The following is a 17,671-nucleotide window of genomic DNA, read 5'->3' as shown; positions in this document are numbered from 1 at the left end:
GCTCTTGTGCAGGGGAGCGGCGTATCCGCTCTTGACGAGCGCCATTAAAAGAAACTCGCCACCGTCCATGGCACTACATAGTTATCGCATCGACCATTGGGCGATATTCACGAAACTGTCACGTAACTGTGGCAGCGCGCTTGAACAAACTTCATCAGACTCGCGCTCTACTGGAGTTCTGCGTTTCGGTGTTTTTCATGCGTGTTTTCTTTTTCCTGGCCGCGCTGTTGTTCGGCCTGCCGTCCTTGGCGGCGTCTCGTTGCGATATCAATGTTCCGACCGAACGGGTCGATCTGGCACAGGTGAGCCTGGCGTACCAGAGCATCGGCCGTGCCTCGGACCCAGCGTTGTTGCTGGTAATGGGCCTTGGCGGGCAGCTGATTCACTGGCCGGACGAGGTGGTGGTCGCGCTGTGTCAGCAGGGTTTTCGGGTGATTCGTTATGACAATCGCGATGTCGGCCTGTCGACCTGGCGGCAAGCGCCCGTCGATGCCAACCTGACGTTCGAAGTGCTGCGTTACAAACTCGGTTTGCCGGTGTCGGCGCCGTACACCCTGACCGATATGGCTGACGATGCTTTTGGATTGATGGATGCGTTGCACGTCGAGCAATTCCACGTGTTGGGCGCGAGCATGGGCGGGATGATCGCCCAGCACATGGCAGCGATGGCGCCGCAACGGGTCGAGAGCCTGACCCTGATCATGACCAGTTCCGGGGCCGAAGGCTTGCCGGCACCGAGTGCGGCGTTGGTACAACTGTTGTCGCGCCGTGGGGCGCCCAATCGCGAAGTAGCACTGGAGCAGCAAGCCGATTTGCTGGCGGCGCTGGGCAGCCCGACGGTGAGCGATGATCGGCAAGCACTACTGCATCAGGCGGCGCAGTCCTATGACAGGGCGTTCAATCCCGAGGGCGTGAAGCGCCAGATCATGGCGATCCTTGCCGAGCGCAGTCGTGTGTCACTGCTCAATCAACTGCGCGTTCCGACGCTGGTGGTTCACGGCACTGCTGATCCATTGCTGCCGGTGATGCACGGTGTGCACCTGGCGGCGCATATCCGCGGCAGTCAGTTGAAGCTGATTCCGGGGTTGGCCCATCGTTTCCAGGAGGCGTTCAAGGTGCCATTGCTGGCGGCGGTGTTGCCGTACTTGCAGGCCCACCGCGAAGACACCTCGCATTGGGCGCAGATTGATCCGGTGGCGAAACCAAATCTCCTGTAACCCCCAAATCCAAATGTGGGATCAATGGAGTGGCTGCCACCTCGGCCTCGTCGGGTGTATCGTTCGAGCTTTCCGGCGCGTTCCAGTCTGCGAGGTGTGTGATGAGTACCCCCCTGAAAATCGATTTCGTCAGCGACGTGTCCTGCCCCTGGTGCGTCGTCGGCCTCTACGGCCTGACCCGGGCTCTGGATTTGCTGGGCGACGAGGTACAGGCCGAGATCCGTTTCCAGCCGTTCGAACTGAACCCGAAGATGGGCCCGGAAGGACAGAACATCACTGAACACATCACCGAGAAGTACGGCTCGACGCCCGAGCAATCCCAGAAGAATCGCGAGATGATCCGCGCGCGCGGCGCCGAGGTCGGGTTTGCGTTTCGCACGGACGGCAACAGTCGCATCTACAACACCTTCGACGCCCACCGCTTGCTGTTCTGGGCGGGACTGGAAGGGTTGCAGTTCAATCTGAAAGAGGCGCTGTTCAAGGCGTATTTCACCGAGGGCGGCAATCCGTCCGACCATGGGCAGTTGGCGCAGATCGCCGAAAGCGTGGGGCTGGATCGGTCCCGAGCCGAGGCGATTTTGGCGTCGGACGAGTTCGCCAAAGAGGTTCTCGAAGAAGAGCAGTTGTGGCTGTCGCGAGGCGTCAGTTCGGTGCCGACCGTGGTGTTCAACGGACAATACGCCGTCACTGGCGGGCAGCCAGTGGAGACGTTTGTCGGGGCGATTCGGCAGATCATGAGTGAGGCGAAGGGTGGGACGGTTAACGGGTGAGGTTCTGTGGGATCGAACTCAGGCTTAGAAGCATGAAGATCGGCTCCCTTTCCCCCTCTCCCCCGTGGGGAGAGGGCTGGGGTGAGGGGTGGTACTAAAAGCGATCACATCAGTCAGCCGTGAAGACGAACCCAAACCGAAACCAACACCGTAGCCGCCATCAACCAAGCCACCGCCGCTACAGCGAGCGAAGCCTCCAACCGCATCCGGTCCACCATCACATACAACGTCGCCAGGTAGATGAAGTAAGGAATGATCGACCACATCCCAAACACGATGGTGGTCTTCAAGTCTTCCAGCGAACGGCTCTTGCCGACGATGTAATGAGCAATCAGCGCAAAGGTCGGAAACAGCGGCACCAATCCTGCGATGTAATAGTTTTTGGTCCGGGCCAACGCGGCGAGGATCACCACCACGGCCGCGCCCAGGGTTGCTTTGAGGATCAGGTCCATCAGTGGCTCAGCCCGTACTTCTTCACTTTGTCGAACAGCGTGGTCTTGGCCATCCCGAGTTCCAGACTGGCCTGGGTCAGATTGCCGCCACTGCGCTGCAAAGCGTCGCTCAGCAGGTTACGTTCAAAAGCTTCTACCGCTTCGGCGAAGGCCAGGCCCTGATTGCTACCGCTGGCGCCGGATTTCTTGAAGGCCGGCAGCCCGAGGGCAAAACGCTCGGCGACGTTGCGCAGTTCGCGCACGTTGCCCGGCCAGTCGTGGCTCATGAGATTCGACAGGGTCTGGTTGTCCAGGTCCGGCACCGCGCGGTCGAAGCGCAGGGACGACTGCTGCAGAAAGTGTTCGAACAGTTGCAGGATGTCTTCACGGCGTTCGCGCAGCGGCGGTAATTCAAGGGTCACCACGTTCAAGCGGTAATACAGGTCGCTGCGAAACTCGCCAGCCTTGCTCGACTCATCCAGATCAGACTTGGTCGCCGCGATCACCCGGCAATCCACCGCCACGCTCTGGTTCGACCCGAGGCGTTCGAGGGTGCGTTCCTGCAACACCCGCAGCAGTTTGATTTGCAGTGGCAGCGGCATGCTTTCCACTTCGTCGAGGAACAGCGTGCCGCCGTCGGCATGTTCGATCTTGCCGATTCGCCGCTTGCCGGCGCCGGTGAAGGCGTTGGCTTCATGGCCAAAAATTTCGCTTTCGAACAGGTTCTCCGGCAGACCACCGCAGTTCAGCGCGACGAACTGCTTGGTGTGCCGTCGACTGAAGTCGTGCAGGCAACGCGCAACCAGCTCTTTACCGGTGCCGGTCTCGCCTTCGATCAGCACGTTGGCCGAGGTATCGGCAACGTTGGCGATCAATTCCCGCAGGTTCTGCATGGCTGGCGAGCGGCCGATGATCCGGCCTTCGAGGGAATCCCGTTCCGCCAGTTGCCGACGTAACGAAGAGACTTCCCGCGCGAGGCTGCGTTGCTCCAGCGCACGGCGCGCCACATCGACCAGACGTTCGGGGGAGAAAGGTTTCTCCATGAAGTCATAGGCGCCTTTCTGCATCGCGCCGACGGCCATGGAGATGTCGCCGTGGCCGGTAATCAGCACCACCGGCAGGCTGCGATCGCGGGCCTTGAGTCGGGTCAGCAATTCCAGGCCGTCGATGCCCGGCAGGCGGATGTCGCTGATGACGATGCCGGCGAAGTTGTCACCGACCCGCTCCAGCGCCTCTTCGGCGCTGCCGACGCCCACGCAGGGAATGTCTTCCAGGGTCAGCGCCTGTTGGCAGCCGAGCAGCACATGGGGGTCGTCTTCGACGATCAGCACACTAAGGTCATTGTTCATATTGGCTCGGCGTGAGTGGGGCTTACCAACGGTAAACTGAGGACGAAGGTGGTACCACCGCTGGCCGGGTGTTCGACACCCAGATGACCGCCGGTGGCGGCGGCCAGGCTGGCGGAAAGGGTCAGGCCGAGGCCCAGGCCCTGTTCACCAGGTTTGGTGGTGAAAAACGGTTCGAATAGATGTTTGCGTGCTTCGGCGTCGATGCCATGGCCGTTGTCGCGTACGCGAAGGCGATATTTACCATCGTACTCTTCGCCTTCGAGCCACAATTCCGGCAGCGGCTGTGCCTGCATGGCGTCGAGGGCGTTGCCGATCAGGTTGACCAGAATCTGCTCCAGGCGCGTCTGGTCGATCTGCACCTGCAGATCGGCGAAGTCTCGGTGCAGCTGCAAATGAGCGCTTTCCACGCGACCACCGAGCAGCTGCAAGGCTGCATCCACCGCTTTGCCGAGGCTGCCCTGACCTTTGTCATCACCGCGGCGAGCGAACGAACGCAGGCTGGCGGTGATCCGGCCCATGCGGTCGATGAGTTCGTTGATGGTCTTGAGGTTGGTGCTGGCAACGTCCAGCTGACCGCGTTCCAGAAACCGCACGGTGTTGCCGGACAAGGTCCGCAGCGCCGCCAGTGGTTGGTTCAATTCGTGGGCGATGCTGGTGGACATCTGGCCGATGGCCGCGAGTTTACCGGCCTGCACCAGTTCATCCTGGGCGCGGCGTAGCGTCTCTTCGGCCAGACGCCGTTCGCGGATCTGTCCCTTGAGCCGTTCGTTGCTGGCGCGCAGATCAGTGGTGCGTTCGGTAATCCGACGCTCCAGTTGATTGTTGGCCTCCTGCAAGGCTTCCCGGGCGGCGAGGCGCGTTGCAATGACCTTGCGCCGCTCGTTCCAGGCGATCAGCAGGAACGCCACCAGGGCAAACGCCACCGCCACCAGAATCCCCTGATTGATCGCTTCGCGCCGCAAATCCTGCAGGGGGGTGAGCAGGGTGAAATTCCACGGGGTATCGCTCAATGGGCGGGTTTGCGACAGGTAGCTGATGTCCTCTTCATCTGATTCCACTTCGCTGTTGGCGGGGAAGGTGAGTTTTTCCTCGCCTTCGGCCAGTTTTTCCCGGGCCAGCGGTTGCAGTTCGTTCAGTGGGAACCAGTAGTACTGAAGGCTGCGGGCCAGTTTTTCCTTGGTCTCGTCGCTCAGGGGTACAACCGATTTCAGGCGCCGTGCCGGATCGCTGGAAAGAATGATGATGCCGTTTTCATCGCTGACGAAAGCTTCCAGCCGCGCGCGCTGCCAGCGTTCTTCCATGGCTTCGAGGCGGACCTTGACCACCGCGACGCCGATGATCTTGCCGTGCTCTTCCAGGCCATGAGCCAGGTAGTAACCGGGTTCGCCGCTGGTGCTGCCGATGCCATAGAAGCGCCCCGACTGACCGCGAACGGCATTCTGGAAATAGGCGCGGAAGGACAGGTCTTCGCCCAGGTAACTGTCGACATCGCGCCAGTTACTGGTGGCCATGACACGGCCTGTGGTGTCCATCACATAGATAGCCCGACTGCGGCTGCGCCGGTTCAGGCCTTCGAGGTATTCATTGACCGTCTGCCGGTGTTCTGGCGACGGGTCGGCCAACAGCTTCGAAACGCTGGACTCGAGTTCCAGCAGGCTGGGCAGGTAGGTGTACTTGCTGATCTCGCTCTCGACAGCGCGGGCGTGCAGTTCCAGCTGACGCTGGCCGTTCTCGCTGAGGCTGCGAATCCCGTAGTGTTCACTGACCCAGAAACCGAGGTAACCCAATCCGATCATCAGGGCGATGACCAGCGGCGGCAGGAACAGATGGCGAATCAGACGGGGTTTCACGGCGAGTGATGGCGGCGCGGCGCGATAGAGAGTGGGGTCGCATTTCATCACAGATGCCTTGGGTCAACCACAACACTTACTTGTGAATCGCCGCCGGCCCATTGTGGGAGCGAGCCTGCTCGCGAAAGCGGTGGGTCAGTCAATGTCGATGTTGACTGTTAAGCCGTCTTCGCGAGCAGGCTCGCTCCCACAGGGGTGGAAGCGGTGGCAGGACTTAGTGCTGCAGAATCTTGGCGAGGAAATGCTGCGTACGCTCGGCGCGGGCGTTGATGTCGCCGAAGAACTCCTCTTTCATGCAGTCTTCGATGATCTTGCCCTGGTCCATGAAAATCACCCGGTCCGCCACTTTACGGGCGAAGCCCATTTCGTGGGTCACACACATCATGGTCATGCCTTCGTGGGCCAGTTGCACCATCACGTCGAGTACTTCGTTGACCATTTCAGGGTCCAGCGCCGAAGTCGGTTCGTCGAACAGCATGACGATCGGGTCCATCGCCAGCGCACGGGCAATCGCCACACGCTGTTGCTGACCACCGGAGAGCTGGCCCGGATGCTTATGCGCATGGGCAGACAGCCCGACGCGCTCAAGCAGTTGCAGGCCTTTCTTCGTGGCTTCTTCCTTGCTGCGGCCCAACACCTTGATCTGCGCGATGGTCAGGTTTTCGGTGATGGTCAGGTGCGGGAACAGTTCGAAATGCTGGAACACCATGCCAACGCGCGAACGCAGTTTCGGCAGGTTGGTCTTCGGATCGGCGATGGAGGTGCCATCGACCACCACGTCGCCTTTCTGGAACGGTTCCAGGGCGTTGACGCATTTGATCAGGGTGGATTTGCCGGAGCCGGACGGCCCGCACACCACAATCACTTCGCCTTTTTTGACCTCGGTGCTGCAGTCAGTCAGTACCTGGAAGTCGCCATACCACTTGTTGACATTCTTGATAGAGATCATACGGCAAACCTTTTTTGCAGACGCTTGACCAGCAGCGAGGCGGCAAAGCTGATTGTGAAGTACGTGAGACCTGCAAAGATCAGGAACTCGTTGGAGCGACCGATGATGTCGCCACTGGCACGCGAGGCATTGAGGAAGTCCACCAGACCGACCGCGTAGACCAGCGAGGTGTCCTGAAACAGGATAATGCTCTGTTGCAGCAGCAGCGGGGTCATCTTGCGGAACGCTTGCGGCAGGATGATTAACCGCATCATCTGGCTATACGTCATGCCCAAGGCTTGGGCAGCACCCATCTGACCCTTGGAGATCGACTGGACACCGGCCCGGACGATTTCGCAGAAGTACGCCGCTTCGAACATCATGAACGCCACGATGCAGGAGGCGAACGCGCCGATCGGGGTGTCTTCGCCGGTGATCCAGCGCAGTACGAACGGCACCGCCAGGTAGAACCAGGTGATGACCAGCAGCAGCGGAATCGAGCGGAAGTAGTTAACGTAGGCGCCGGCAATGTTCGACAGCAGTTTGCTGTGAGACAGGCGCATCAGCGCCAGGATCGTGCCGAGTATGATCCCGCCGACGACGCCCAGCGCCATCAGTTGCAGGGTCATGACCATGCCGTTCCACAATCCCGGCAGGGACGGGATGATGCCCGAGAAGTCGAATTCCATCATTTACCCCCTACGGAGATCAGGCCCGGTACGGCCACTTTCTTCTCGACCATGCGCATCAGCAGCATCAGGCCCATGTTCAGCGTGAAGTAGATCAGCGTTGCCAGGGTGAAGGCTTCGAACAGGTTGGCGGAGAACTCGGCGGTCTGTTTGGTCTGCGCGAGCAACTCCATCAGGCCGATCAGCGACGCGACGGAAGAGTTCTTGAACACGTTCAGGAATTCCGAGGTGAGCGGCGGAATGATGATCCGATAGGCTTGGGGCAGCAGCACGTTCCAGTAGATCTGCGGCAGCTTGAAGCCCATGGCGCGAGCGGCGGCTTCCTGGCCACGCGGTAGCGCCTGGATGCCGGTACGCACTTGTTCGCAAACGCGGGCGGCGGTAAACAGGCCCAGGCACACGACAACGCTCAGGTACGCCGAGGTGGTCGGATTGAGATCCTGCTTGTACCAGTCTTGCAGGTTCTGAGGCAGCAGATCGGGCACCAGGAAGTACCAGATGAACAGCTGAACCAGCAGCGGCACGTTACGGAAGAGTTCGACGTAACAGGTCGCAATGCCCGATACGATGCGGTTCGGTACGGTGCGCATGACACCCAGAATCGAGCCCAGCAACAGAGCAATGATCCAGGCCACGACGGCGATGGCGATGGTCCAGCCCAAACCGGAGACGTACCAGTCGAGATACGTCTCGCTGCCCACGCCGGTGGACTTGAAGAACACGCCCCAGTCCCAGTTGTAATTCATTAGGGTCTCCCCTCAGATCGTTCGATGTACAAATGCCCGCCTGGGGAAGCTCCGTTCCCGCCTGACCTAGGTGGTCTGTGTGGTCAGTTCTGTCAGCTCAACTCCGGCCCCGGAAGTCCATCTCCTGCGTTGCTGTTCCTCGCCATAGCGGGCTATGACTCGTCACAGCGCCTTGGATATGAACTTCCGGCACCGAATTTGAGCTAACGAACTGACCGTACAGACCACTACGATCAGGCACACACGAGCGGCTCGACAGCCACCGGTTCGAGTGTTTCCAAAAATGCCAGCAGGGAATGACTATCCCCTGAAAGGGCAGCGCCCTGTCAGGAGATAAGGTTAGTCAGAAATCAGGATTTCTTGTCGTCAGCCGCTTTATCGGTCGGATTGGCGATCAGGGCCTTGAGCTCGTCGCTCATCGGGAACATCAGGTTCAGGCCTTTTGGCGGGATTGGCGCCATGAACCATTTTTCGTAGATCTTGTTGATCTCGCCGGACTTGTAGGTCGCAACGATCGCGTCATCCACAGCCTTCTTGAACGGTGCGTCACCCTTGCGGACCATGCAACCGTAGATTTCGTAGGACTGTGCAGTACCGGTTACGGCCCAGTCAGTCGGCTTCTTGGCCTTGGCCATTTCACCGGCCAGCAGGGCGTCGTCCATCATGAAAGCAACGGCACGGCCCGATTCCAGCATGTTGAAGGACTCGCCGTGGTCTTTGGCGGAGATCACGTTCATGCCCATCTGCTTGTCGGCGTTCATCGACTTGAGGATGCGCTCGGACGTGGTGCCGGCGGTGGTCACGACGTTCTTGCCTTTAAGGTCGGCGAAGTCTTTGTAGGGCGAATCTTTCTTGGCCAGCAGCTTGGTGCCGATTTCGAAGATGCCGACGGAGAAGTCAACTTGTTGCTGACGCTCGACGTTGTTGGTGGTGGAGCCGCACTCGACGTCCACGGTGCCGTTCTGCACCAGCGGGATACGGGTTTGCGAGGTCACCAGGTTGTACTTGACCTGGAGGTTCGGCATGTCCAGGTCTTTTTTGATGGCTTCAACGATTTTCAGCTGGATATCGTGGGAGTAGCCAACCGGTTTGCCAGAAGCGTCCGCGATGTAGGAAAACGGAATGGAAGCGTCACGATGCCCGAGGGTGATAACGCCGGACTCTTTGATCTTCTTCAGGGTGCCGGTGAGCTCGGCGGCGAAAACTGGAGTGCTGATCAGAGCGGCAGCAATGGCTGCGCCCAGGAGATGGGGAACGATGCGCATCAAATTTTCCTCGACATTGTTTTTATATGGAGCCAGTTCATCGGCCCTTTTCGTGCTTCGAATGCTTGCCGGCTCCTGAAGGGTTGGCACAGCGGTCATTCGTCCAAGAGTGTAGAGCATGACTCGTGCCAGGCTAGGCTGAATAGATCAAACTATTGATTTATAAGGGGATTAAATATTTATGGCGAGATTTTTGATGCTGGAGAATCCGGTTAACCGAATCGACCGACAGGTCGCGTTCGGAAAACCGAATGGAGTTTGCGGCCAATAACGCCCTATTGGCCAGATAAGAGTCAGTGATCGTGCCGTTCATACGAGAATCAGCTTTCCCGGCTTAGCGGCGTTTCATGCAGGTAGGTCCATTGGGCGTTGTGGTGATGCATGCCAATGATCGCCACCGAAACCCGTGAGCTTTCGCGCTGGTTGAGGCGATGGGTTTCCTGGTAGCGGATCGCCACGCTGGCGCCTTCTTGCCATACCGTCTGCAGGTCGCTGATGACGATTTCCAGACCTGGCTTGGCGCCGACCGCACCCTTGAACATCTGTTCAACCATCGCCCGGCTGACGATGGCGGCCGAAGTGGTAACCATGGTGAAGTGCTCGGCGAATGCCGACATCAGCGGCTCGAAAGCGGCCTGCCCCTTACCGTTTGAATCGGTGAACAGGGTGTGGATCAACGCGTGCACGTGATGAATGCTGTGGTGCGCCTGTTCAACTATTTTGTTGTGCATGACAGTCCTTTTGAGTGTTCAACTGACTCAGTTGAAAGAGTGGAAACAGGCCCACCAGCGCGGCGATGGCGAAGGTCACGTGGTACGCCTGGGTGGTATCGAAATGCTTCAAGAGCAGGTTGAAAACCATCAGGAAGAGGGCAGCGCCGATGCTGAATGACATCTGTCGGTTGATGTTCCAGATGACACTGGCCTTGTGGGTGTCACTGCCCTCAAAGTCCATCAATGACGTGGTTTGTGCTGTGTTGGCACCGATGCCGCCGCCGATCCCCATCAAGCTGTAGGCGATGACAATCATCCAAAGGTCTGAGGGATTGTTCACCAGTAACAGGGTGGCAATGCCGGCGCTGTGTAACAGCATGCCCAGGGCAAACAGCCGCTTTGCGCCCATCCGGTTATAGACCCGGCCACAGATCAACATCGCGATGAACGCGCCGATGGCATACAGGATCATGAACATCCCTGTCAGTCGGGCGCTGAAGTGCAGGGTGTTTTGCAGGAAGAAGATGTTCATCAAGTTGACTCCGGTGAACACACCTGGAATCGCGTAATAGATAAAAATGGAGGTGCTGAGTTTTTTGCTTTTGAGCAGGCTCAGTTCAATGATCGGGTTTTTGCAGGTGCGGTAGTGCAGCCCGTACAGCACGACGAAAGAAACGCCGGCCATGACGAAGAGGGCGGCCACCCCTGCCGGAGCGTCGCCGCCATACAACGACATTCCCATCAGCAGGCTGCCGAGCGCCGCGCTAACCAGCAGCAAGCCCTTGATGTCGGGTCTGGGCAAACTCGTCGGGCGCGCTTCGTTGATCCAGAACCAGGACAACAATGCAGCGATCAGCGAGAACGGAATGTTGCTGTAGAAGACCCAGCGCCAGGAGCTGCTGTCGACGATGACGCCGCCGATGGTAGGTGAAATGGCGGGCGCTATCAGGGCAACGGCCATGACCAATGTGGATATTTTCGCCCGCTGCTCACCCTTGAACAGGTTGAACGTCAGCGCCTGGCCGACAGGAATCAACAGTCCGCCGCCAACGCCCTGGACGAAGCGCCAGATCACCAGTTCGTTGAAACTGTTGGCCAGCCCACACATCCACACGGAGCCTGTGAATACGATCATCGAGGCGGTGAGGATTTCCCGGCTGCCAAAACGACCGGCCAGCCAGGTGCTGACCGGGATGATCAGTGTCAGCCCCAGAATATAAGCGTTAGCCACCCAGGCAACGTCTGAAGTACTAACGTGCAGCGCCGTCGATATACTCGGTAATGCAACCGCCGACATAAAGATGTTAATGCAGTCTATAAAAAAACCGATCAGGAATATTAGTGCAACTTTGTAGCGATAGGTCATGTTGTTTCCCCTTTGCCGCAAAGCATAGGGGCGGTGGACTTGAACTGTCGATACGACTATCCTTGAAACAGTGTTTGACGGGATTTAACAGTGAGCCATATTGCTATGCACACTCATCTTAATCGGGTCCAGACATTCCTGGCCGTGGTCGATTTTGGTTCTTACACCAAGGCTGCCAATTACCTGAGCATCAGCAAAGCCATGGCCAGCCTGCATGTCAAGGCGCTAGAGGACGTGCTGTCAGCGACGTTGTTGATTCGAAATACCCGAAATATATCCCTCACCGAAATCGGTCAGGATTTTTATGAAGAGTTCAAAGGTATTGTCGCGGATATCGATAATGCTTTTGGTAATGTATTGAAAGGACATAATAGGGTGTCCGGTAAGTTGCGGTTGAGTTCCACCAGTGAATACGGTGAAGCGTATATTCTCCCGCTGATCCCGCAATTTATAGAGCGCTACCCGGAAATAAAACTCAGTTATAACTTTAATTCGTCACTCAATGATCTGGTGGCAGAAAAGTTAGACCTGGTTATCCGTCTTGGAAACTTGGCGGACTCGGCTTTCAAGAGCCGTAAACTGGCGGATTATGAAATTGTCCTGGTAGCTACCGAGACGTTTCTTGCTCGTCACCCGGTGCAGAATCCTCAGGACCTGAATGCGGTGCCGTGGATTGCCAATAGCAACCTGCAGGCGCCCACTCAGTGGACGCTGCGCCATCCGCAATTGGGTGATGTCGAGATCAATGGGATCAATCAGTTTGAATCCAATTCTTCCACGGCCATCCGTTCCATGACGTTGTCGTCGCTAGGTGTTTCGGTGCTGCCCTCCTGGGTGGTCAAGGACGACATCGCCAGCGAGCGGCTGATCCGGTTGTTGCCCGACTATTCGCTGCCCTCGCAGTCCGTCAACGTGGTGTTTCCCAACAGCCCGCATTTGCCCCACAAATCGAGGGCGTTCATTGATTTCCTGTTGCTGCATCTGGCGCAGTAAGCGCCTACAAAAAAGCCCCTGAATCGTGAGATTCAGGGGCTTGGCTTTAACCGGATTGCCGATCAGGCCGCTTCGATCTTGCTGCGGTTCTGTTCGACCTTGTTCAAGTAATCCTTGAGCTTTTCCTGTTCCGCCGGAGTAGTGAACAGCCCCAGCTTGCTGCGACGCCACAGAATGTCGTGCGCGGTGGTCGCCCACTCTTCGCTGCACAGGTAATCGACTTCACGGGTGTAGAGCCCGCCGCCGATGTGTTCGCCCATATCGCCGAGATTCTGCACGCCTTCCAGCATGCGCCAGGTGCGGCTGCCGTAGGTGGTGGCCCAGCGGCGGGCAATTTCGGTCGGCACCCAGTCGAATTTGTCACGGATCAAGGCGCACAAGGCTTGCGGGGTGGTCATGTCTTCACCGCCCGGCAGGGTAGCGCTGGCGGTCCAGCTCGGCTTGATGTCCTTGAAGTACGGAGCCAGTTGCGCCAGCGCTGACTCGGCCAGTTTGCGGTAGGTGGTCAGCTTGCCGCCGAACACCGATAACAGCGGCGCTTCTTCGCCGGTGCCCGACAGCGCCAGGGTGTAGTCGCGAGTGACGGCCGACGGGTTGTCGGATTCGTCGTTGCACAGTGGGCGAACGCCGGAATAGCTGTGCAGGATGTCGTCGCGGCTGATGCGTTTCTTGAAATGGGAGTTGACCACTTTCAACAGGTAATCGGTTTCGCCTTCAGTGATCGCAACTGCAGCCGGATCGCCGGTGTACTCGCGGTCGGTGGTGCCGATCAGGGTGAAGTGGTTCAGGTACGGAATGGTGAACACGATGCGTTGATCTTCGTTTTGCAGAATGTGCGCGTGTTCGCCTTCGTACAGCTTCGGAACGATCAGATGACTGCCCTGAATCAGGCGGATGCCGTACGGCGATTCCATCTTCAGGTCGTCACGAATGAACTTGGCGACCCATGGGCCTGCGGCGTTTACCAGCGCCTTGGCGCGGATCGAAAACAGACTGCCATCGGCGCGCTCCAGATGCAGGTGCCACATGCCCTTGGTGCGACGGGCGCTGACGCAGCGAGTCTGGGTGTGAACGTGGGCACCTTTTTCGCGGGCGGCCATGGCGTTCAGCACCACCAGACGAGCATCGTCGACCCAGCAATCCGAGTATTCGAAGCCTTTGGTGATTTCGCTTTTAAGCGGGCTGTCCGGGCCGAACTTCAGGCTTTTCGAGCCTTCGAGTTTTTCCCGTTTACCGAGGTTGTCATAAAGGAACAGACCGGCGCGGATCATCCAGGCCGGACGCAGGTGTGGGCGATGCGGCAGCACGAAGCGCATCTGCTTGACGATGTGCGGGGCCTTGGCCAGCAGCACTTCGCGTTCGGCCAGGGCTTCGCGCACCAAGCGGAATTCGTAATGTTCAAGGTAGCGCAAGCCGCCGTGGATCAGCTTGCTGCTGGCTGACGAGGTGTGGCTGGCCAGGTCATCCTTTTCGCAAAGAAACACCGAAAGACCGCGACCGGCGGCATCCGCTGCGATCCCCACGCCATTGATCCCGCCACCGATGACGGCGATATCGTAGATCTCAGCGAGAGGGGGCGTAGGCAAGGTAGAAGTGGGCATCGGCTAGCCTCGGGCTTTTATGATTTTCTGTATTGGAATTCGAACATTAATGTTCATTTGCGAAAATGGTAGCCCATAAAGTCGCCCACAGCCAGTTAACTTCGATTGAAAATACTGATCGAAGGGCTGTTAAAGGAAAATTTTCGAACATTTAGATGTGCGGTAAGCCGCAGAAGGTGTGTTGCATGGGCGATCGTATTCGCGAGCAAGCCCGCTCCCACAAGGATTGCGCTGAACCTGTGGGAGCGGGCTTGCTCGCGAAGGCGCCAGTACAGGCACCAAATATGTCGGGGGGGTTAGACGACTTCCAACCGAATCTTGTGCTGACTCAACAACTGCGCCAACGCCGGCACAGGCTGCTGATCGGTCACCAGGCAATCAATCAAGCTGATCGGCCCTAGACGAATCATGGCGTTGCGCCCGAATTTGCTGGAGTCAGCCGCGAGGATGACCTGTCGGGCATTGGCGATGATCGCCTGCGACACCCGAACTTCCTGATAGTCGAAGTCCAGCAGACTGCCGTCTTCATCGATACCGCTGATGCCGACCAGGGCGAAATCAACCTTGAACTGGTTAATGAAGTCGACACTGGCCTGACCGACCACGCCACCGTCACGCCGCACGTTGCCACCAGTCAGCAGAACGTCGAAGTCGTCCTTGGCGCTGAGCATCGAGGCTACATGCAGGTTATTGGTGATGATCTTCAGGTGATTGTGATTGAGCAACGCCCGGGCGATGGATTCGGTGGTGGTGCCGATATTGATGAACAGCGAGGCGTGATCGGGGATTTGAGCCGCAATGGCTTCACCGATACGCTGCTTTTCATCGCGCATCTGATCGGCACGCATGGCGTAGGCGGTGTTTTCGACGCTGGAATCGTAGGCTGCGCCGCCGTGGTAGCGACGCAACAAATTAGCTTCCGCGAGCTGATTGATATCGCGGCGGATGGTTTGCGGTGTAACGACGAACAGCGTAGCCATTTCCTCGATGCTGACATAGCCGCGTTCGCGGACCAGTTCGAGGATTTGCTGCTGACGGGGAGGCAGATTCATGGGGCTTCCTTTGGGCTGCCGTGCAAAATTCGCCCATGATGACGCAGGAATCTGCTCCCGACCAGTTTCCAAACAACGTGAAAACTACTGCGCTCGGAAATACTGCGTTAAAAACAGGCTCGGACGCTCATTTACAACCTCGTAAAGTCGGGGGCGACCCCAGCCGGTCCTCGCCTGTTTTTTCCTTGTCTTTCCTTCGCTCGCTACGTTTTCACGCTGTTTGGACGAACCCTATCTGGATCTTGTACTTGGCTTATTCAGCGCCTTCGTGTGGTTCCCAATCGCGGGTGCGGCTGACGGCTTTTTTCCAGCCGGCGTAGAGTTTTTCCTTCGTGGTTTCGTCCAGGGTCGGTTCGAATTCGCGCTCGATCACAGCCTTGCCGCGCAACTCGTCCAGGCTGCCCCAGAAGCCACACGCCAGGCCGGCCAGGTACGCCGCGCCCAGTGCGGTGGTTTCGCGCATTTGCGGACGCTCGACCTGAGTGCCGAGGATGTCGGCCTGGAATTGCATCAGGAAGTTGTTCGCGACTGCGCCGCCGTCTACGCGCAGGGACTTGAGGCGTTCGCCGGAGTCCTGTTGCATGGCGTCGAGAACGTCGCGGGTCTGGTAGGCAATTGACTCCAGGGCTGCACGAATAATGTGATCCACGCGTACGCCGCGAGTCAGGCCGAACAATGCACCACGGGCATACGGGTCCCAGTACGGAGCGCCCAGACCGGTGAAGGCGGGTACCAGGTACACGCCGTTGCTGTCCTTGACCTTGTTGGCGAAGTATTCGGTGTCGTGGGCGTCGTTGATGATCTTCAGTTCGTCACGCAGCCACTGAACAGTCGAACCGCCGTTGAACACGGCGCCTTCCAGCGCGTAAGCCACTTCGCCGCGCGGGCCGCACGCGATGGTGGTGAGCATGCCGTGCTTGGACTTCACGGCTTTGTCGCCGGTGTTCATCAGCAGGAAGCAGCCGGTGCCATAGGTGTTTTTCGCCTGGCCTGGCTCGACGCACATCTGGCCGAACAGGGCTGCTTGCTGGTCGCCAGCGATACCGCCGATGGCGATGCCGCTTTTGGTGTGGCCGTAGATTTCCGACGAGGATTTAACTTCCGGCAGCATCTCGCGCGGAATATCCAGCACCTCCAGCATCTTCGCGTCCCACTCCAGCGTGTGGATGTTGAAGAGCATGGTGCGCGAGGCGTTGGTGTAGTCGGTGACGTGCACCTTGCCGCCGGTAAATTTCCAGATCAGCCAGCTGTCGATGGTGCCGAACAACAATTCGCCTTTGCGCGCACGTTCGCGGCTGCCTTCTACGTTGTCGAGGATCCACTTGAGCTTGGTGCCGGAGAAGTACGGGTCGGTCACCAGGCCGGTGGTGTCGCTGATGTATTGCTCGTGACCGTCGCGCTTGAGTTGCTGGCAGATCTCGGTGCTGCGGCGGCACTGCCAGACGATTGCGTTGTAGATCGGGCGGCCGGTGGTCTTGTCCCAGACCACGGTGGTTTCGCGCTGGTTGGTGATGCCGATGGCGGCGACCTGGTCGTGATGCAGGCCGGCTTGAGCCAGGGCCTCGACCATCACGGCGCTTTGGGTGGCGAAGATTTCCATCGGGTCATGTTCAACCCAGCCGGCTTGCGGGTAATGCTGTGCGAATTCGCGCTGGGCGGTGCAAACCACGTTCGCGTCGCGGTCGAAAATGATCGCGCGCGAGCTGGTCGTACCCTGATCGAGGGCAATGATGTAGTTCTTATTCTGAGTGTCGGTCATGTCGATTGCCTTGGACGAAAAAAGGGAGTGAGGTCCGGCGCGTGATCTGATGGGCAGGATCACACGCCAACGGTATCAAGAAGTTCTTGGTTTGCCGTCTATGGCCGGTGCTGCGTCCTTTGTAGCAGGTAGGGCGCTGGGCAGATGACGGGCAATCAGCCCGCGATACGCTGCAGCACCGAGGCAGGCACCGACAATCGGTGCAAAAATCGGAATCAGGAAATACGGGATATCGCGCCCGCCAGTGAAGGAAATTTCACCCCAGCCAGCGAAGAAAGTCATCAGTTTAGGACCGAAGTCGCGCGCCGGGTTCATCGCAAAACCGGTTAGCGGCCCCATCGAACTACCAATCACGGCAATCAGCAGGCCGATCAGCAGCGGAGCGAGCGGACCCTTTGGCAAGCCATTGTTGTCGTCGGTCAGGGACATGATCACGCCCATCAGGATGGCGGTGATGATCACTTCAACCAGGAAGGCTTGTGCCGTGGACAAGACCGGGTTGGGGAAGGTGGAAAACACCGACGCCAATTCGAGGCTGGCCTGAGTACCACGAACCATATGGTGAGTTTGTTCGTAATCGAAGAATAAATTGCTGTACAGCGTGTAAACCAACAACGCTCCACAGAAGGCCCCAGCGATCTGGGCGAGAATATAGAAAGGCAGTTTGCGCTTTTCGAAGTCAGCGAAAATGCTCAGGGCAATGCTGACGGCGGGATTGAGATGAGCCCCGGAAACGCCGGCGGTCAGGTAGATCGCCATGCTCACGCCGACACCCCAGATGATGCTGATTTCCCAAAGGCCGAAGCTGGCACCCGCGACTTTGAGAGCGGCAACACAGCCTGTACCAAAAAAGATCAGCAGCGCAGTACCCAAGAATTCGGCCATGCATTGGCTTGAGAGTGACGGTTGTTGTAAAGCAGTTGTCATTGAAAACCTCGTTTT

General features: G+C 58.2%; 16 protein-coding genes. 3 read left to right on the top strand and 13 right to left on the bottom strand.

All coding sequences use genetic code 11. The features are described 5' to 3' along the window. The first annotated feature begins 197 nt into the window (after positions 1–197). Together QFW87_RS23920 and QFW87_RS23915 are read left to right on the top strand one after the other, a co-directional pair. Positions 198–1,217: an alpha/beta hydrolase gene (locus tag QFW87_RS23920; RefSeq protein ID WP_283181543.1), complete on the top strand. Its 1,020-nt coding sequence runs from the start codon at positions 198–200 to the stop codon at positions 1,215–1,217. Between the two features lie 101 nt (positions 1,218–1,318). Further along, complete coding sequence (locus QFW87_RS23915; RefSeq protein WP_283181542.1) at positions 1,319–1,987, top strand: DsbA family oxidoreductase; 669 nt, start codon at positions 1,319–1,321, stop codon at positions 1,985–1,987. 113 nt (positions 1,988–2,100) lie between these two features. On the opposite strand, the gene QFW87_RS23910 is transcribed toward QFW87_RS23915, so the two are convergent. The 9 genes from QFW87_RS23910 to QFW87_RS23870 all read right to left on the bottom strand — a co-directional run bounded on the left by QFW87_RS23910 (position 2,101) and on the right by QFW87_RS23870 (position 11,324). After that, positions 2,101–2,430, bottom strand: coding sequence for a GlpM family protein (locus tag QFW87_RS23910; protein WP_283190947.1), 330 nt, complete (start codon positions 2,428–2,430; stop codon positions 2,101–2,103). Between the two features lie 8 nt (positions 2,431–2,438). Next, complete coding sequence (locus QFW87_RS23905; protein ID WP_008155247.1) at positions 2,439–3,767, bottom strand: sigma-54 dependent transcriptional regulator; 1,329 nt, start codon at positions 3,765–3,767, stop codon at positions 2,439–2,441. Next, positions 3,764–5,665 carry a sensor histidine kinase gene (locus QFW87_RS23900; protein ID WP_283189040.1) on the bottom strand — a complete coding sequence of 634 codons (1,902 nt, stop codon included), beginning with the start codon at positions 5,663–5,665 and terminating at the stop codon, positions 3,764–3,766. The genes QFW87_RS23905 and QFW87_RS23900 overlap by 4 nt, the downstream gene beginning before the upstream one ends. Before the next feature lie 166 nt (positions 5,666–5,831). Further along, positions 5,832–6,566 carry an amino acid ABC transporter ATP-binding protein gene (locus QFW87_RS23895; RefSeq protein ID WP_129438052.1) on the bottom strand — a complete coding sequence of 245 codons (735 nt, stop codon included), beginning with the start codon at positions 6,564–6,566 and terminating at the stop codon, positions 5,832–5,834. After that, positions 6,563–7,234: an ABC transporter permease subunit gene (locus tag QFW87_RS23890; RefSeq protein WP_095132566.1), complete on the bottom strand. Its 672-nt coding sequence runs from the start codon at positions 7,232–7,234 to the stop codon at positions 6,563–6,565. The genes QFW87_RS23895 and QFW87_RS23890 overlap by 4 nt, the downstream gene beginning before the upstream one ends. Further along, positions 7,234–7,980, bottom strand: a complete 747-nt coding sequence (locus QFW87_RS23885; RefSeq protein WP_283189039.1) for an amino acid ABC transporter permease — start codon at positions 7,978–7,980, stop codon at positions 7,234–7,236. Before QFW87_RS23885 ends, QFW87_RS23890 begins: the two co-directional genes overlap by 1 nt. A 350-nt stretch (positions 7,981–8,330) precedes the next feature. Then, a complete protein-coding gene (locus tag QFW87_RS23880; RefSeq protein ID WP_283181539.1) occupies positions 8,331–9,245 on the bottom strand; it encodes a glutamate/aspartate ABC transporter substrate-binding protein in 915 nt (304 codons plus the stop codon). A 320-nt stretch (positions 9,246–9,565) separates the two neighbouring features. Then, a complete protein-coding gene (locus QFW87_RS23875) occupies positions 9,566–9,976 on the bottom strand; it encodes a DUF4440 domain-containing protein (RefSeq protein ID WP_283189038.1) in 411 nt (136 codons plus the stop codon). After that, on the bottom strand, positions 9,957–11,324 hold the full coding sequence (locus tag QFW87_RS23870; protein WP_283189037.1) for an MFS transporter: 1,368 nt from the start codon (positions 11,322–11,324) through the stop codon (positions 9,957–9,959). The genes QFW87_RS23875 and QFW87_RS23870 overlap by 20 nt, the downstream gene beginning before the upstream one ends. Positions 11,325–11,429: 105 nt before the next feature. Between QFW87_RS23870 and QFW87_RS23865 the strand changes: the two genes are divergently transcribed. Then, positions 11,430–12,317: a LysR family transcriptional regulator gene (locus tag QFW87_RS23865; RefSeq protein WP_283190946.1), complete on the top strand. Its 888-nt coding sequence runs from the start codon at positions 11,430–11,432 to the stop codon at positions 12,315–12,317. A gap of 62 nt (positions 12,318–12,379) precedes the next feature. Here QFW87_RS23865 and glpD read toward each other — a convergent pair whose 3' ends face one another. The 4 genes from glpD to QFW87_RS23845 form a co-directional block, all read right to left on the bottom strand. After that, positions 12,380–13,918 (bottom strand): glycerol-3-phosphate dehydrogenase, encoded by a 1,539-nt coding sequence (gene glpD / locus QFW87_RS23860; RefSeq protein ID WP_283189036.1) that lies wholly within the window; start codon positions 13,916–13,918, stop codon positions 12,380–12,382. A gap of 296 nt (positions 13,919–14,214) precedes the next feature. Further along, positions 14,215–14,970 carry a DeoR/GlpR family transcriptional regulator gene (locus QFW87_RS23855; protein ID WP_007916700.1) on the bottom strand — a complete coding sequence of 252 codons (756 nt, stop codon included), beginning with the start codon at positions 14,968–14,970 and terminating at the stop codon, positions 14,215–14,217. A 253-nt stretch (positions 14,971–15,223) separates the two neighbouring features. Continuing rightward, positions 15,224–16,729, bottom strand: coding sequence for a glycerol kinase GlpK (gene glpK, locus QFW87_RS23850; protein WP_283189035.1), 1,506 nt, complete (start codon positions 16,727–16,729; stop codon positions 15,224–15,226). A gap of 75 nt (positions 16,730–16,804) precedes the next feature. Then, the gene (locus QFW87_RS23845; RefSeq protein WP_074874028.1) at positions 16,805–17,656 is read right to left on the bottom strand and encodes an MIP/aquaporin family protein; all 852 of its coding nucleotides are present in this window, start codon (positions 17,654–17,656) and stop codon (positions 16,805–16,807) included. Positions 17,657–17,671 lie beyond the last annotated feature (15 nt).

It is taken from the genome of Pseudomonas sp. PMCC200344 (assembly GCF_030053095.1).
GTDB classification, from domain to species: Bacteria; Pseudomonadota; Gammaproteobacteria; order Pseudomonadales; family Pseudomonadaceae; genus Aquipseudomonas; species Aquipseudomonas svalbardensis.
This window is presented reverse-complemented; position numbering and strand designations above follow the sequence as displayed.

What these genes read in the sequence shown, in the direction of transcription:
- QFW87_RS23920 (WP_283181543.1), top strand. Translation starts at nt 198, where the DNA reads ATGCGTGTTTTCTTTTTCCTGGCCGCGCTGTTGTTCGGCCTGCCGTCC.
- QFW87_RS23915 (WP_283181542.1), top strand. Translation starts at nt 1,319, where the DNA reads ATGAGTACCCCCCTGAAAATCGATTTCGTCAGCGACGTGTCCTGCCCC.
- QFW87_RS23905 (WP_008155247.1), bottom strand. Translation starts at nt 3,767, where the DNA reads ATGAACAATGACCTTAGTGTGCTGATCGTCGAAGACGACCCCCATGTG.
- QFW87_RS23900 (WP_283189040.1), bottom strand. Translation starts at nt 5,665, where the DNA reads ATGAAATGCGACCCCACTCTCTATCGCGCCGCGCCGCCATCACTCGCC.
- QFW87_RS23895 (WP_129438052.1), bottom strand. Translation starts at nt 6,566, where the DNA reads ATGATCTCTATCAAGAATGTCAACAAGTGGTATGGCGACTTCCAGGTA.
- QFW87_RS23890 (WP_095132566.1), bottom strand. Translation starts at nt 7,234, where the DNA reads ATGGAATTCGACTTCTCGGGCATCATCCCGTCCCTGCCGGGATTGTGG.
- QFW87_RS23885 (WP_283189039.1), bottom strand. Translation starts at nt 7,980, where the DNA reads ATGAATTACAACTGGGACTGGGGCGTGTTCTTCAAGTCCACCGGCGTG.
- QFW87_RS23880 (WP_283181539.1), bottom strand. Translation starts at nt 9,245, where the DNA reads ATGCGCATCGTTCCCCATCTCCTGGGCGCAGCCATTGCTGCCGCTCTG.
- QFW87_RS23875 (WP_283189038.1), bottom strand. Translation starts at nt 9,976, where the DNA reads ATGCACAACAAAATAGTTGAACAGGCGCACCACAGCATTCATCACGTG.
- QFW87_RS23870 (WP_283189037.1), bottom strand. Translation starts at nt 11,324, where the DNA reads ATGACCTATCGCTACAAAGTTGCACTAATATTCCTGATCGGTTTTTTT.
- QFW87_RS23865 (WP_283190946.1), top strand. Translation starts at nt 11,430, where the DNA reads ATGCACACTCATCTTAATCGGGTCCAGACATTCCTGGCCGTGGTCGAT.
- glpD (WP_283189036.1), bottom strand. Translation starts at nt 13,918, where the DNA reads ATGCCCACTTCTACCTTGCCTACGCCCCCTCTCGCTGAGATCTACGAT.
- QFW87_RS23855 (WP_007916700.1), bottom strand. Translation starts at nt 14,970, where the DNA reads ATGAATCTGCCTCCCCGTCAGCAGCAAATCCTCGAACTGGTCCGCGAA.
- glpK (WP_283189035.1), bottom strand. Translation starts at nt 16,729, where the DNA reads ATGACCGACACTCAGAATAAGAACTACATCATTGCCCTCGATCAGGGT.
- QFW87_RS23845 (WP_074874028.1), bottom strand. Translation starts at nt 17,656, where the DNA reads ATGACAACTGCTTTACAACAACCGTCACTCTCAAGCCAATGCATGGCC.